Source organism: Lentibacillus saliphilus (genome assembly GCF_019093865.1).
Classification (GTDB): domain Bacteria; phylum Bacillota; class Bacilli; order Bacillales; family Amphibacillaceae; genus Lentibacillus_B; species Lentibacillus_B saliphilus.
The window spans coordinates 173,903-188,334 of sequence record NZ_JABJXD010000002.1; the positions used below are offsets into that span (position 1 = coordinate 173,903).

Below are 14,432 nucleotides of genomic sequence, written 5' to 3' on the forward strand. Positions count from 1 at the left end.
TCAATCTTAAATAAAAGTATCCACAATTAATGAAAGTCTTTTGAGATATAAACAAGATTATTGAGATTCATAGTTTAAAAGCGTTCTCTCCTGCCCATACTGTGGATAACACAAAGATAAAAGAGGGATGAGAGATGAAAAAGCTTATGTTTATTGTTATGATGACTGTTATTTTAATTTTTTCATTACCGAATACAGGTGTGAGTCAGGATGCATCCTCAGCATATGATTATGAAGTCATCCCTGATGATGCCATTCGTCTTCGCATCCTGGCGAATAGTGATCAGGATGCCGATCAACAATTGAAGCATGAAATACGTGATGCTGTGAACGCACAAATTACGGAGTGGGTTGAGGAAATGACAGATATTGATGCAGCTCGCAGGTTGATTGAATCAAAAATTCCTGTCATTAAAGAGACAGTTGAACGTGTGTTAGCTGAAAATGGATCTGATCAAGATCATACAGTTGAGTACGGCAGCAATGTGACCTTTCCGGTTAAATTGTACGGCTCTTTCTTATATCCAGCTGGTGAATATGAAGCGGTTTTAATTACACTTGGAGATGGTCAAGGTAGTAATTGGTGGTGTGTATTATTCCCACCTCTTTGTTTTCTCGATTTTTCCAATGGAACGAGCACTGCTGAGAATGATGAAGCCGAGCAACAGGAAGACTTAACAGCAGAATCAGAAGACATTAGCGATGCATCAGATGAAGAAGACGATGAAGAAGGTGGCTTTAAAATTAAATTTTTTCTATTTGATTGGCTCGGATTGTCATAGATTCTCTCCCTTAAGCATAGATTAGTAGAAAGGTGCAATTAAGCACCCATCTTCAGGTGCACGGGCGTGTAATCGGAGATGTACGTCTAGAAAAGGTGGAATCAATGGAAATTATACGAGCTAAAGAAGTAGAAGAGGCTAAAATTGAAACGTTATTAAACTTAAATCAAGCATTGGATAAAGACTTGTTGATAGAATGTGGATATGTTGTGAATATGTCCGGAAAAATCGCTGGCTGCTTTGTCCTCGATCCAATTGACACACAAGAATATTGGTTAAGGCATCTTTACTTAAAACCTGATGCAGCCTATGCGGTCATAGTGTTGTTGGAAACAGCTATTACGTTAGCGCGTCAAAACGACGCGGCAGTCATTTATGTGAATAGCCACCAATCAACAGTTAATACGTTACTAGAGGCGCTGCATTTTAAGCGTTCCCATATGGTACCTCAAATTACTTCTGAAGAAGCAACAGCAGGTATTTGGTGGACGTATCACGTTTCATAGTCTGCATTTAAAATTATACACATTATCCACAGGTACCTGTTGATATCCTGTATAAAAAGTGTGTAAAAACCCATTCATTTGTGCATAAGTTTAATATTTTATTTAAAGAGTATTGTTGTATAAGGATATTTTCCTGTGGACACATGTGGATTGTTTTTTTGAACAATCACATGTTTTTTTGTGTGCTAATTGCTTCTCAATGCGTAAAAAAAATCGTTCGTTTTCATATGAGAAATGATTGGTATATAATGAGTGAAGCTTGATTTTCCCGATAAAGCGTCACTTTAAAGGATAAATAAACATGTGTGACGTGTCCTTTTACAATAGTTAAATGCGTATTGGCGATTAACAGATAGAATATGTATCACATTAAGTTAGAAAGGCTGAAGCAAGATGAAGCAAACAAAAAGATGGATTGTGACACCAGTTCAACCACAATCATATAAAGAAAATGATCAAACCGATATAACAAAAGAGTTAAGCACGACGACGATGTCTAAACAAATGATACAAGAAGCAGCAACAATGCTTCGAGCTGGCTTTACGGTTGCATTTCCGACAGAGACAGTATACGGTCTCGGTGCTGATGCGACGAATGAAACGGCAGTTAACCGTATTTTTGAAGCGAAGGGTCGCCCGGCTGATAATCCCCTCATTGCTCACGTTGCGACAAAGGAACAATTAATGCGCCTTGTAGAGCCGTTGACGCCTTTAGCACAACTCATGATTGACACGTTCGCTCCAGGGCCGATTACGTTTGTGCTTAAAAGTAACGGGACTTGTGCGACGAATGTGACGGCAGGACTCCAAACAATTGGTGTTCGTCTCCCTGAACATCCAATAGCCCATGAGCTGCTCCAAGCATGTGATGTTCCAATAGCCGCTCCAAGTGCAAATACGTCAGGGAAACCGAGTCCAACGGCTGCAGATCATGTTTGGACAGATCTAAATGGTCGGATAGACGGTCTGTTAGACGGCGGCACAACAGGAATCGGTTTAGAATCAACGGTCGTGGACTGCACAGAAGACATTCCGATTATACTCCGGCCCGGCGCAGTAACGCGTGAACAAATTGAAGCTGTAGTTGGTCATGTTATGATTGATCCGGCATTGCTACGGTCTGATTCAAAACCGAAAGCCCCTGGTATGAAATATACCCATTATGCGCCAGATGTACCGCTTTGGCTTGTCGAAGGGTCGGTGAAAGCCATCCAAGACAGTATTAATGAGGCCCGTTTAGTGGGGAAAAAAGTCGGGTTGTTGGCCTGTGATGAAACAGTCCAAATGGTTGAAGCGGATCGCGTTTATCCACTTGGGACAAATATTCAAGAAGTCGCTGCACATTTATATGACGGACTAAGAGATTTTAAAAGAAGCGACGTTGATTTGATCCTCTGTGAAACCTTTTCTGAAGAAGGGCTCGGAGGTGCTGTTATGAATCGGCTCCGTAAAGCAGCGCAACGCGTCATTAATAGCGCAACAGAGTAGCTGGTTTATTAATAAGCTGGTCGTTAATCGCTTTAATGCCATCATTTTAATACCTGATATCATATATGCTCTTTTATGGCCATAGTGGCGTTTACATCACCACGCCTTTTAAATGTTCCCCGTCATATCCTGTCTTGGACATGCATAGAATGAACTAGCTTGTCCAAGGGGGCTTTAAGATGATGGTAAACGATGTAGGAGATTTTGTTTCGTTATTATTTATGGCTGTTGCACTAGGCATGGATGCATTTTCGGTTAGTTTGGGAATTGGAATGCAACGTCTCCGCTTGAAACGAGTTGCACTCATCAGCTTAACGATCGGTTTGTTTCATATTTTAATGCCTGCTTTAGGCATTGTCGCTGGACAAATGCTATCGACTAAAATAGATTCAATTGCGACACTTGCAGGTGGACTCTTGCTCGTTGCCATTGGCGCACAAATGTTTTTTTCAGCATTTAATGCTGAAATGCCAAATTTGATTGCTCCCGTTGGGTTTGGACTTCTAGCGCTTGCCTTTAGTGTGAGCCTTGATAGTTTTTCTGTCGGGCTTGGCCTTGGGATATCAGGCGTCAAAACCGCTATGGCAATAGCCATGTTTGGTTTTTTTAGCATGCTCCTCACGATGATCGGGCTGCTTCTCGGGAGAAAGGTCCGTGGCGTTTTGGGTGTCTATAGTGAGATGCTTGGTGGCAGTATTTTATGTGCATTTGGCTTAAATATCATTTTTGGATAACTATCATGCTTTCGTTTCGAAACACAAATTCCATATTCCAACCGTGCTCAGTATATATACATGAAACGCGTCTAACTGAGCTTGGTACATAACTTATAGTTTAACGCAAAGAACGAACAATGCTAAACTTTAGCTCCGAAAAGCGTAGTATATTTCCGGAGCGGTCGCATTCTTCGTTTTTTTATTTGGTGAAATCTCTTATGTCTCAAGTTCTATTTTTAATGGTTAAATTTCATAGCATCCATACAATGAAAAAGCGCGTTACATATACTGGTAAACCTAATATTTCTGTTACGCATATAGCAACTGTGATATATTATAAATAGTATAACGGATGCATTGAATCATACTCTGGAGGACTCACTATGAATATTCTGTTTATATGTACTGGAAATACGTGTCGCAGTCCAATGGCAGAAGCGCTTCTTAAAGATAAATACCCAGAAGCATCTGTGCAATCAGCTGGCATTTTTGCTGGCGAAAATGAACGAGCAAGCCCATTCGCTCTTCAAGCTTTGGCCAATCGTAATATGGAGCTTAATCATCGTACCCAACCGGTCGATGCCAGCTTGCTAAATTGGGCAGATGTCGTTTTGACCATGACAACGAGCCATAAGCAAACGTTAATTGTTGAATATCCAGAATACCAGGATATCTTTTATACCCTTAAGGAATACGTTTCAACGTCCGATGAAGAAGTATGGGCGGAATTGCGTAAACGATATGCCGACCTTGAGGAAAAGCGCGCAATATTTGTTCGCGATCATAAGCATGAGCTCGATTATACCAAGCTTAATCAAGCATTGCAGGCCCGCTTTAAAGACGATTTAGAACGCATAAAACAACTTGAAACGACATTAATGAGTTATGATATTTCCGATCCATTTGGTGGCAGTCAAGCTGTCTATGAAAAGACACTTGATGAGCTTGATATGTGCATTACGGCACTCGTAGAAAAATTAAAACATCACAATTTAGATATATAGAAAAAACATTGTGGGGGGACTTTTTATGAGGAAGAAATATCGGGCGGGGCTACGCCTCAAATTAATGATATTTACGACGGTCTTGGCAATTATTACATATTCAACGAGTGCGGTTTTTATGTACGTCATCTATGATTACGTGTCGGAATATTTGCAGATTTCATTTCAAGTTTACTCATTTTTAGTGTTAGCTGGTGGAATATTTTGGTCTGGTTTATTGGCTTATTTGGCAGCACGCTTTATTACGAAACCGCTAGAAAGCTTAGAGCAAGTTGCAACACAAGCTGCAGAAGGCGATTTGAATCAAGTTGTTCAAATTCACAAGTCTGACGATGAAATTCGATCGTTAGGAATCGCTTTTGATGCAATGTTGACGAATTTACGGACTATGGTTGATAACATAGATAACCATTTTGAGCATACGAATGAAACCGTTGTCCAAATTAAAACCGCTTCGAGTACCGTTTCACAGCATTCACAACAAATTAGTTCTTCGATTGATGATATTTCAAGAGGGGCAGAAAGCGCTTCTGAAGCAATACAACAAACCGTGGCTGCTGTTGAGAACACAACAGATTTGGCCGAAGATGTTCAAAGAAAAGCAAATGAATCAAAAGAAAAGTCTCAGGCGATGCTTCAAACGCTTAATTACAGTAAGAAAGTGGTTAATGAGTTGGTGCAAGGGATTCAAAAGCTGGCACATGAACAAGAAGCATCTTTGGCAGATGTTGATCATTTAAGAGAAAATGCCGAGCAGGTAGAATCGATTATTACAATGGTTGGAGATATTGCCGAACAAACAAACTTACTTGCTTTAAATGCCTCAATTGAAGCTGCAAGAGCTGGGGAACATGGTAAGGGATTTGCTGTAGTTGCTGAGGAAATTCGAAAATTGGCTGATCAGAGTGCCGGCGCAGTTCAACGCATATCTGATTTAATATTAGCCATACAGCAGGATGTGCATCAAGTTGTTGGCAAAATCAACAATCATGTATCGTATGCTAAACGAGAAGTTGAAAATGGAGAAGGCACAAATAAAACGATCGAGAGTATGTCGGATTCGGTACAAGAGGTTGCGAGTGACATCGACCTTATTACAGATTTGCTAGATCGTCAATTAGAGTCTATTCAAATGACAGCATCGCAATCGCAGGAGGTCGCTGCTGTAGCTGAAGAAACATCTGCAGGAGCAGAAGAAGTAAACGCTGCTGTACATGAACAGTCAAGTACAATTGAAACGGTTGACAGACTAGCCCATGAACTTGAGCAACAAGCTCACAAATTGAATAAGCAAATTAGTGTGTTTAAAGTATAATATAAAGACCATCATGATGATAGACGAAAACAAAAGGAGCGGATTGCTATGAAAGTTATCTTAACGTCTGATCACGCTGGCGTTACGATTCGTAATGAAGTGATTAAGTTGCTTGAAGAAATGGATATTGCCTATGAGGATACCGGCTGTGACTGCAGTACATCAGTTGATTATCCAGATTATGCATTCCCGGCTGCTGAACGTGTCGCATCTGGAGAGTTTGATCGCGGTATTTTTATTTGTGGCACGGGCATCGGCATGTCTATTTCTGCGAACAAAGTCAAAGGTATTCGTTGTGCACTAACACATGATGTATTTAGTGCTAAAGCAACACGTCAGCACAACAACTCAAATGTTTTAGCGATGGGTGAACGCGTTATAGGTCCAAGCCTTGCTAGAGAAATTACCAAAGTATGGCTTGAAACCGAGTTTGAAGGAGGACGCCATCAAAATCGCGTCGGTAAAATTGATGCATATGAAAACAAGTAATTTGGAGCTTTTATCTATAAAAGGGGGACATTCAGATGGAATTCCTAAATAAAGTCGAACAAGACATTGACGTTATCGTCACAAACTGGTTACATGGCGACCATTTAACTGATCAGGATGTATGTGTCATAGGATGTTCTACGAGCGAAGTGATTGGGAAATCTATCGGGACAGCAGGAAGTGAAGACGTCGCAAAGATCATTTTTCAGTCTATATCCAAGCTCGTTCTCCGTAAAGAAGTAAGACTTGCGTTTCAGTGCTGTGAACATTTAAATCGTGCACTTGTTGTTGAAAGAGAGACGATGCGTGCGTTAAATTTAACTGAGGTTACAGCAGTTCCAGTTCCGGAAGCAGGTGGATCAATGGCCACATTCGCCTATCAAAACATGAACGACCCAGTTCTTGTAGAATCAATTTCAGCAGATGCTGGTATTGATATCGGTGAAACGTTGATTGGCATGCATTTAAAGCATGTTGCCGTTCCATTGCGGTTTGGTCAAAATACCGTCGGAGAGGCTCGAGCTTCATTTGCCTTTACACGGCCTCCATTGATCGGTGGTTCACGTGCGCAATATCCCGGAAGAGCAACGTAACATCTTTTTACAAATCCGATGGTGAACATATATAACAGCACCCAAAGCACAACACATCTTTAGCCATAAATACACAATTATTGGAGGTCTCTATATGGAGCATTTACAGCATGCAGATCGAGAACTATTTTCAGCCATCACAAAAGAAAAGAAGCGTCAACAAGATAAAATTGAATTGATTGCCTCCGAAAACTTTGTAACCGAGGCAGTCATGGAAGCAATGGGCTCGGTGCTAACAAATAAGTACGCAGAAGGCTATCCATCCCGTCGTTATTATGGTGGATGTGAGTACGTTGATATCGTAGAAAATCTCGCGCGTGACCGTGCCAAATTATTGTTTGGTGCTGATCATGTCAACGTTCAGCCACACTCAGGTGCCCAAGCCAATATGGCGGTTTACTTTACCGTCCTCGAACCAGGTGATACGGTGCTTGGGATGAATCTAAGTCATGGTGGTCACTTAACCCATGGTAGCCCTGTTAACTTTAGTGGTACGTTATATCAGTTTGTTGACTATGGTGTGGATCCTGAAACAGAGCGGCTCGATTATGAGGCCATCCTGCAAAAGGCTAAAGATGTTAAGCCTAAGTTGATCGTAGCAGGTGCAAGTGCGTATTCACGTGAAATTGATTTTGCGAAGTTCCGTGATATCGCTGATGAAGTCGGTGCGTATTTAATGGTTGATATGGCACATATTGCTGGCCTCGTTGCTGCTGGCTTACATCAAAATCCAGTTCCATATGCTGATTTCGTCACGACAACAACACATAAAACGCTACGCGGACCACGCGGCGGTATGATTTTGTGTAAAGAAGAATATGCGAAGCGCATCGACAAGTCTGTGTTTCCAGGCATGCAGGGTGGTCCACTCATGCATGTGATTGCCGCAAAGGCAGTTTCATTTAAGGAAGCCTTATCAAATGATTTTAAGCTTTATGCTACGCAAGTTATTGAAAATGCTAAAGTGTTAGCAGAGGCACTTGAACAAGAGGGGATTCGGATCGTTTCAGGTGGCACAGACAACCATCTACTCCTCCTTGATGTTAAGCCACTCAATTTAACAGGGAAGATTGCTGAAGAAGTACTTGATGAAATTGGTATTACGACAAATAAGAATACGATCCCATTTGATACTGAGGGTCCTTTTATAACGAGCGGTATTCGCGTTGGCACAGCAGCTGTGACAACGAGAGGCTTCGGGACAGAAGATATGAAGGAGATCGCCGGTATTATATCTCACGCCTTAAAGCATTACGAAGATAAAACACAACTAGACGTTTGTAAAAGTCGTGTTAACGCATTAACCGATAAGTTCCTACTTTATGTGTAAAACAGTCTATAAGGGCATCCATTTAATGGGTGTCTTTTTCGTATACATTGACTGAAACAGCTACACTTGAGATTTTCACTAGTGTATGTGATGGCAAACTACTTTTATTTTAAACAATCATTTAAAAGATAGCTTGAATCAGTGCTTGTTTTTCTGTACAATTTACAGGATGCAAATAAACTAATTGGGAGTGTTGAACGATGGGACACGTACACGTACTTGATCATCCTTTAATCCAGCATAAGCTAACTTATATCCGCGATAAAAATACGGGAACAAAAGAATTTCGTGAACTCGTTGATGAAGTCGCCATGTTAATGGCATTTGAAATCACACGGGATTTGCCAGTAACTGAAAAAACGATTGAAACGCCAGTTATAAATACAGAGGCAAAAGTGCTTGCCGGTAAAAAAATCGGTCTTGTTCCAATTTTGCGTGCAGGCCTAGGCATGGTTGACGGCATGCGCAAGCTCATCCCCGCTGCTCGAGTTGGTCACGTCGGTCTTTACCGTGATCCGGAGACATTACAGCCTACTGAATATTATTTTAAAATGCCTTCTGATATTTCAGAGCGTGAATTGATTGTCATTGATCCTATGCTTGCGACGGGTGGATCAGCAAATGACGCCATTAGTTCCTTGAAAAAACGCGGTGCAAAACATATTCGTCTCATGTGTTTAGTAGCAGCACCTGAAGGGATAGAAGTGATTCAGGAGGCACATCCTGATGTTGATATTTATCTCGCTGCCCTTGACGAAGGTCTCAATGAAAAAGGTTATATCGTCCCAGGTCTCGGTGATGCTGGTGACAGACTGTTTGGCACGAAATAAGTAAGATTTAATGAGTTATATAACGTTTGATATTGGTGAGAAAGGCGTAAGTCGTCTTCCTCACCATACTAAATCAACAGTTGATTGTGTTGAAATCGATGATACATATAAGGAAACAGCATGATTCGTAGGATGATTTTTTGTTAGCGCTTAAGCAGTAGGTGTCTTGATCACGCCCTAATATTATTGAATAATGGAGTGGACAAAAATATGAGCAACCGCATTAAAGTGATGTCAATATTTGGTACGCGACCAGAAGCCATTAAAATGGCACCATTAGTCCTAGAATTAGAGAAGCGATCTGACGAGTTTGAGTCGATTGTAACGGTTACTGCCCAGCATCGGGAAATGCTTGATCAAGTGTTAGATATTTTTAATATTGAGCCGGACTTTGATTTGAATATCATGAAAAGTGGGCAAACGCTAGCTCAAATTCTGACACGAGCTCTTGAAGGATTAGATGCTGTCATGAAAGAAGCACAGCCTGACATTGTTCTTGTACATGGGGATACGAGTACGACCTTCGCAGCCTCGCTTGCGGCTTATTACAATCAAGTTGCTATTGGTCATGTAGAGGCAGGCTTACGCACGTGGAACAAGTATAGTCCATACCCTGAAGAACTGAACCGTCAGCTTACAGGGGTGATGGCAGATCTACATTTTTCACCAACGAATATGGCCAAGCAAAATTTGCTTGATGAAAATAAGGAAGCGAGTACAATTGTCGTGACAGGTAATACAGCAATTGATGCACTGCAAACAACGGTTTCCAAAGATTACAACAATCCGATTCTCGATGACATAGTAGGAAAACGTCTCGTGCTTATGACAGCTCATCGTCGTGAAAATCTCGGAACGAATATGGAGCAAATGTTTCGGGCAATAAAACGTTTAGTGGAAGCGTATGATGATATACATGTCATCTATCCAGTTCATTTAAATCCAGTCGTTCGTCAGACAGCTGATCATATTCTTGGAGATGATGATCGTATTCAATTAATTGATCCATTAAGTGTTGTTGATTTTCATAATTTTGCCGCACGATCACACCTCATCTTAACAGATTCTGGTGGTGTTCAAGAGGAAGCGCCTTCGCTCGGCGTGCCCGTTCTCGTCTTAAGAGATACAACAGAACGCCCTGAGGGGATTGATGCTGGGACACTTAAGCTTGCTGGTACAGATGAAGATACAATTTTTAATTTGGCGAGTGAACTACTATCAAACCAAGAGGCATATGACGCAATGGCTAAAGCCGCTAACCCGTATGGAGATGGTAAAGCATCTCGTCGCATTGCTGATGCCATTACTGATTATTTTAAAACTAAATAACGAACCAGTCTATATACTCAAAACGAAAAACAGCTCTATTCGGGCTGTTTTTCGTTTTGTTTATACATATTTTCACTCGAAACGCAGCATAATAGAAAACAAACTTGTAATAATGGGGACCTTTTAAATAGTTGAGAAAGTCCCCTGTAAGGAGATCAATGAATGCGTTCTTTATATGCTGTTCTCACATTATGCGTCACTAGCATGTTTCTCGGACTCCCGGAAGAACGTGCTGCAATGGCCCCTCATGAGCAAGCGGAACAATCTATGATTTTAGAAGTAGAAGGTAATCCTGTTGAACATGCAAACTACTTGAAAACGTATCACCCATTTATAGAAGTCGTTATGGTTTATGATGATTTGTTTAATGGTATTGCGATCAAAGGGACGATTGAAAAATTGGCGCGTATGGCCTCGCTCGATTTCATTAAAACAATCCATCCGGTTAAAACGTATGCCCATCCGGAAGTCATATCATCGTCCCATCAAAACAAAGCGCTGTATGATCATCAGCGGATGCCATTAAATTTAAAGCCGCCTGAACATCAAAAATTCAAATCAACAGAAGCTCAAATTAGTCCACAAGTGATACCGAATGCGTTAAATCCGACACCATATAAAGGAAGCGGTGTTAAGGTTGGAGTCATTGATACAGGTATTGACTTTAATCACCCAGACTTGGCGTCAAATTATAAAGGCGGTTACGACCTTGTTGACTTGGATGATGAGCCAATGGAAACGACTGTATCAGAGGGTGCGCCAACAATTCACGGAACGCATGTGGCAGGTATTATTGCTGCAAATGGTCAATTACAAGGTGTCGCTCCTGAAGCTGAGTTATATGCTTATAGAGCACTTGGACCAGGGGGACAAGGAACGTCCATTCAAGTCATTGCAGCTTTGGAACAGGCCGTAAAGGATGAGGTCGATATCATTAATTTATCGCTCGGAAATGCAGTCAATGGGCCCGATTACCCAACAAGTCAAGCAGTAAACAAAGCAGCAGAAAAAGGTATAGTGATTGTGATCGCAAGTGGTAATGATGGACCAGGGGATTGGACTGTTGGATCGCCAGCTACGGCTGTTGAAGCATTGTCTGTCGGTGCGACAACACCTCCAACAAAACATCCATATTTATATGCGCCGAGTATAGACAAGCGTATGGACATTGCGCCAATGATTGGTTCAGCATCGTGGGCTTTAAAAACAGATTATCCAATTCAGGCTATGGCTAATACAAAGACTGATTTGACAGGAATGATTGCTCTCGTAAAAAGAGGTGATACGCCGTTTTATGAGTTGGCACAGGATGCCGAAGCACGTGGAGCAGTTGCTGTTCTCATTATGAATAAGGAGGCTGGTCTCTTTCAAGGATCTGTCATCGGTGAAACGCCGTTATCAATTCCTGTAGCGGGTTTATCACAAAAGGATGGGCAACGATTAATAAATCGATTAAATAAGACGCCCCACCTATATGTGGAAACGATGTTTGAAAACAGAGATACAGGTATTGCTTCTTTCAGCTCTAGAGGCCCCGTTACTGTTACTTGGGACATCAAACCTCAACTTGTTGCACCAGGCGCAAATATTTTAAGTACAGTCCCTAAAGGTTATCAACAGCTACAAGGAACGAGCATGGCAGCACCACATGTGGCAGGTGCTGTAGCCGTTATAAAGCAAGCACATCCTGACTGGACACAAGCACAAATTAAAGCAGCATTAACGACAACTGCTCAGCCACTTTTAGATGAGGATGACAATCTTCTTCCGCCGACAAGCCAGGGGGCCGGTCAAATAATGCTTAAAGAAGCGATTCAAACAGAGACAATTGTCCATAATGCTTTTTTAACGTTTGGAAAAGTGACCGCGTATAAGCAAACAGACACGAAGGAAGTTGTCGTAGAGAATTTAAGTGAACAACCACAAACGTACACCTTTAACATTCCTGTAAAACAAAGCGGCTTAACGTGGAGCTTACCTCAAGCATTTACAATCAAAGCAGGTGAAAAAAAGTCTGTTTCAATTGAATTAAGTGTGACACCAATGTTGTTAAAGGAGGGCATTCATGAAGGCTGGCTTGAGCTACAGAATGGCGGGGACTTGTATCGGCTGCCATATTTGTTTATAAATGAGACAGCGGATTATCCAAAAGCAATGGGTCTCGGGATTGCACCGAAGCCGTTGACTCCTTCGACCTACGAATATTCATTTTACGTCCCTAATGATGTAGCTAAAGTAAAAATAGACTTGTACAATCCGTATACTTTAATTCATGATCGGACACTACTGGAATTGAGTGATGTAAGCTCCGGTTTAAATGAAGGAGAGCTGACTCAAAATGAAGTCGGTACACCAGGTGAATATAGGGGGCTGATTACAATGGAGATGGCTGACCGATCAATTGAAACCATGAACGTTGATATCTTTATTCCTCCTATTCAATAAACATGATGACAGACAGGGATAATAGAGGGACTTTTAAACATGTATAGTCATATATTTTTTACAAAAGTTCACAAGTCTGTCATCGTAAATGTTTGTGTTTTGCTTTATAATATTCTAGTATTCAAAATTCAAGCGAGCAATGACACAAGCGCTGATGATTTAGATGTGATGTGACGTCTAAAGTAATTGACAATCTACTATCGCTATTGGTACACTACTAGCGTGTAGGTAGAGGGGCTTGTCAATTCATAATAATGCGTTTTTTTTGTGCATTGTTATAATGTTAAAATAAGCCCTTTTCAAGTCGTACAACTGTGTGAATTTAACGGATTCGCGCGATTGTTTTACTTGAGATTACTGATCGACTTGAACAGCCATTTTAAAATTTACACCGTTTTCATGTGTGAAACGATGGTCGATTTAAGTTGACTTTCGGGGAGAAGAGACGATCATGTCGAATTATGAACGCATGTCTATTCGCCAGCGGAAATGGATGCTTTATCTCATGGCCCTTTTTGTTCTAGGAGCAGGTTTTACGCCGTATTCAACAATTTTTTACGGGCTCGTTCTGGGCAGTGCAGTAAGCTTTTATAATCTGTATCTGTTACAGAAAAAGATTGAGGAATTTACTGGTGCTGTTGTTGCAGAAACAAAAACCCGAGGTATTGGCACCATGTCGAGATTTGCCGCTGCTGCTTTTGCAATCATCATAGCGATTCGATTCGAAGCGCAAATTAATATGATTGCAGTTGTAATTGGATTAATGACGGCTTACATCGTCATTGTCATAGATTTTATCCTATTTAGAACTAAAGACTACGCTTGAAAAGGGGTGAAATAAATGGATCATAAAGCACCATTATGGGAAAATGTTTTTGGTATACCATGGCTTGATTTTAACCCGTCCAACATTCTTATGATACTTATTACGTCTGTGATCGTGTTCGTCTTATCTGTATTAGGCGCACGGAAGCTCGCGATGAAGCCGACTGGTGCTCAAAATGTGATGGAATGGGTTCTCGACTTCGTTAAAGGCATCGTGAATGACACGATGGACTGGAAAACGGGCCGAATATTTTTGCCACTCGCCTTAACGTTGTTTACATATATCCTTGTTGGAAACACGCTTGGCGTTATCATGAACATGTCTTTTGGCGAAGAACATTATATTTGGTGGAAATCACCAACCGCTGACCCAGGTATAACATTAACATTAGCCGGAATGGTTATTATCCTATCGCACTACTATGGGATCAAACTTAAAGGTGGTAAGGAATATTTCAAAGATTATTTCCGCCCCGTAGGATTTATGATGCCAATAAAAATCGTGGAGGAATTTTCCAACACGTTGACGCTTGGTTTGCGTCTTTTTGGGAACCTGTATGCAGGTGAAGTTCTACTCGGTCTATTAGTTAGCTTGGTTTTATCCGGTAGTGTCGTTGGCATTCTTGGATTTTTCCCATTATTGGTATGGCAAGGCTTTAGTTTATTTATTGGGGCAATCCAAGCATTTATCTTTACGATCCTGTCAATGGTGTATCTTTCACATAAAGTGGAATCACATTAAAGATCGTATTACACTATGTATCAATCCTTTTTTAATAG

General features: G+C 41.1%; 14 protein-coding genes. All 14 read left to right on the plus strand.

Annotation, left to right across the window (positions count from 1 at the left end; translation table 11 throughout):
* Window positions 1–134: 134 nt before the first annotated feature.
* Window positions 135–782 carry a stage II sporulation protein R gene (gene spoIIR / locus HPC67_RS05185; RefSeq protein ID WP_217586398.1) on the plus strand — a complete coding sequence of 216 codons (648 nt, stop codon included), beginning with the start codon at window positions 135–137 and terminating at the stop codon, window positions 780–782.
* Window positions 783–886: 104 nt separating this feature from the next.
* Complete coding sequence (locus tag HPC67_RS05190; RefSeq protein WP_217586399.1) at window positions 887–1,288, plus strand: GNAT family N-acetyltransferase; 402 nt, start codon at window positions 887–889, stop codon at window positions 1,286–1,288.
* Between the two features lie 393 nt (window positions 1,289–1,681).
* Window positions 1,682–2,776, plus strand: a complete 1,095-nt coding sequence (locus HPC67_RS05195) for an L-threonylcarbamoyladenylate synthase (protein WP_425514301.1) — start codon at window positions 1,682–1,684, stop codon at window positions 2,774–2,776.
* Between the two features lie 179 nt (window positions 2,777–2,955).
* The gene (locus HPC67_RS05200; RefSeq protein ID WP_343327811.1) at window positions 2,956–3,510 is read left to right on the plus strand and encodes a manganese efflux pump MntP; all 555 of its coding nucleotides are present in this window, start codon (window positions 2,956–2,958) and stop codon (window positions 3,508–3,510) included.
* Between the two features lie 365 nt (window positions 3,511–3,875).
* Window positions 3,876–4,496, plus strand: coding sequence for a low molecular weight protein arginine phosphatase (locus HPC67_RS05205; RefSeq protein ID WP_217586400.1), 621 nt, complete (start codon window positions 3,876–3,878; stop codon window positions 4,494–4,496).
* A 25-nt stretch (window positions 4,497–4,521) separates the two neighbouring features.
* Window positions 4,522–5,811 carry a methyl-accepting chemotaxis protein gene (locus tag HPC67_RS05210; protein WP_217586401.1) on the plus strand — a complete coding sequence of 430 codons (1,290 nt, stop codon included), beginning with the start codon at window positions 4,522–4,524 and terminating at the stop codon, window positions 5,809–5,811.
* Between the two features lie 48 nt (window positions 5,812–5,859).
* A complete protein-coding gene (gene rpiB / locus HPC67_RS05215) occupies window positions 5,860–6,300 on the plus strand; it encodes a ribose 5-phosphate isomerase B (protein WP_217586402.1) in 441 nt (146 codons plus the stop codon).
* A 35-nt stretch (window positions 6,301–6,335) separates the two neighbouring features.
* Entirely contained in the window at window positions 6,336–6,893 is a 558-nt protein-coding gene (locus tag HPC67_RS05220) for a TIGR01440 family protein (protein WP_217586403.1), read from the plus strand.
* A 94-nt stretch (window positions 6,894–6,987) separates the two neighbouring features.
* Window positions 6,988–8,223, plus strand: a complete 1,236-nt coding sequence (locus HPC67_RS05225; protein WP_217586404.1) for a serine hydroxymethyltransferase — start codon at window positions 6,988–6,990, stop codon at window positions 8,221–8,223.
* Between the two features lie 200 nt (window positions 8,224–8,423).
* Window positions 8,424–9,053, plus strand: a complete 630-nt coding sequence (upp, locus tag HPC67_RS05230; protein WP_217586405.1) for a uracil phosphoribosyltransferase — start codon at window positions 8,424–8,426, stop codon at window positions 9,051–9,053.
* 210 nt (window positions 9,054–9,263) lie between these two features.
* Window positions 9,264–10,382, plus strand: coding sequence for a non-hydrolyzing UDP-N-acetylglucosamine 2-epimerase (gene wecB, locus HPC67_RS05235; protein WP_217586406.1), 1,119 nt, complete (start codon window positions 9,264–9,266; stop codon window positions 10,380–10,382).
* Between the two features lie 162 nt (window positions 10,383–10,544).
* Window positions 10,545–12,827: a S8 family serine peptidase gene (locus HPC67_RS05240; RefSeq protein WP_217586407.1), complete on the plus strand. Its 2,283-nt coding sequence runs from the start codon at window positions 10,545–10,547 to the stop codon at window positions 12,825–12,827.
* Between the two features lie 451 nt (window positions 12,828–13,278).
* Window positions 13,279–13,653 (plus strand): ATP synthase subunit I, encoded by a 375-nt coding sequence (locus HPC67_RS05245; RefSeq protein WP_217586408.1) that lies wholly within the window; start codon window positions 13,279–13,281, stop codon window positions 13,651–13,653.
* A gap of 15 nt (window positions 13,654–13,668) precedes the next feature.
* The gene (gene atpB, locus HPC67_RS05250) at window positions 13,669–14,394 is read left to right on the plus strand and encodes a F0F1 ATP synthase subunit A (RefSeq protein ID WP_217586409.1); all 726 of its coding nucleotides are present in this window, start codon (window positions 13,669–13,671) and stop codon (window positions 14,392–14,394) included.
* Window positions 14,395–14,432 lie beyond the last annotated feature (38 nt).

Bases quoted from the DNA above. Each gene is read 5' to 3' on its own strand.
- spoIIR (WP_217586398.1), top strand. From the start codon at position 135: ATGAAAAAGCTTATGTTTATTGTTATGATGACTGTTATTTTAATTTTT.
- HPC67_RS05190 (WP_217586399.1), top strand. From the start codon at position 887: ATGGAAATTATACGAGCTAAAGAAGTAGAAGAGGCTAAAATTGAAACG.
- HPC67_RS05195 (WP_425514301.1), top strand. From the start codon at position 1,682: ATGAAGCAAACAAAAAGATGGATTGTGACACCAGTTCAACCACAATCA.
- HPC67_RS05200 (WP_343327811.1), top strand. From the start codon at position 2,956: ATGATGGTAAACGATGTAGGAGATTTTGTTTCGTTATTATTTATGGCT.
- HPC67_RS05205 (WP_217586400.1), top strand. From the start codon at position 3,876: ATGAATATTCTGTTTATATGTACTGGAAATACGTGTCGCAGTCCAATG.
- HPC67_RS05210 (WP_217586401.1), top strand. From the start codon at position 4,522: ATGAGGAAGAAATATCGGGCGGGGCTACGCCTCAAATTAATGATATTT.
- rpiB (WP_217586402.1), top strand. From the start codon at position 5,860: ATGAAAGTTATCTTAACGTCTGATCACGCTGGCGTTACGATTCGTAAT.
- HPC67_RS05220 (WP_217586403.1), top strand. From the start codon at position 6,336: ATGGAATTCCTAAATAAAGTCGAACAAGACATTGACGTTATCGTCACA.
- HPC67_RS05225 (WP_217586404.1), top strand. From the start codon at position 6,988: ATGGAGCATTTACAGCATGCAGATCGAGAACTATTTTCAGCCATCACA.
- upp (WP_217586405.1), top strand. From the start codon at position 8,424: ATGGGACACGTACACGTACTTGATCATCCTTTAATCCAGCATAAGCTA.
- wecB (WP_217586406.1), top strand. From the start codon at position 9,264: ATGAGCAACCGCATTAAAGTGATGTCAATATTTGGTACGCGACCAGAA.
- HPC67_RS05240 (WP_217586407.1), top strand. From the start codon at position 10,545: ATGCGTTCTTTATATGCTGTTCTCACATTATGCGTCACTAGCATGTTT.
- HPC67_RS05245 (WP_217586408.1), top strand. From the start codon at position 13,279: ATGTCGAATTATGAACGCATGTCTATTCGCCAGCGGAAATGGATGCTT.
- atpB (WP_217586409.1), top strand. From the start codon at position 13,669: ATGGATCATAAAGCACCATTATGGGAAAATGTTTTTGGTATACCATGG.